This is a genomic window from Vibrio sp. S12_S33 (assembly GCF_963889785.1).
Classification (GTDB): domain Bacteria; phylum Pseudomonadota; class Gammaproteobacteria; order Enterobacterales; family Vibrionaceae; genus Vibrio; species Vibrio aestuarianus.
In genome coordinates this window covers 1-319 of sequence record NZ_CAWPQZ010000300.1, presented here as the reverse complement: position 1 = coordinate 319, position 319 = coordinate 1, and the positions used below count along the sequence as shown (strand labels likewise).

Annotated in this window: 1 protein-coding gene; it reads left to right on the top strand. The window is 48.0% G+C overall.

Annotated features, from left to right (window positions below; genetic code table 11):
- Positions 1-319: IS66 family transposase (locus AACW06_RS20255; protein WP_192076400.1), on the top strand; the 319-nt coding region annotated here is incomplete at both ends.

Sequence of the window (319 nt, the reverse complement as noted above, 5' to 3'; positions counted from 1 at the left end):
GTGAACAACAGGCTGAAAAAAGCCACATTCACCAACAACCCGCACCGATAAGCATCATCCCTAAAAGCTTCGCCACAGAAAGCTTGCTGGCCAATATCATCCTTGGCAAATACCAATACGCGATGCCGCTTTATCAGGCACTGAAGACTCACTTACTCGAACAAGTGGTGGTTCAGGCCGATGAAACGCCGTTCAATGTGCTTAAGGAAGACAAGCAATGTTATATGTGGTTGTACTGCTCGGGAGCCGACTCCCCTGAAGCTAAACTCCCTGACATGAAAAATATCGTCTTGTTCGACTATCAAAACAGCCGCGCGAG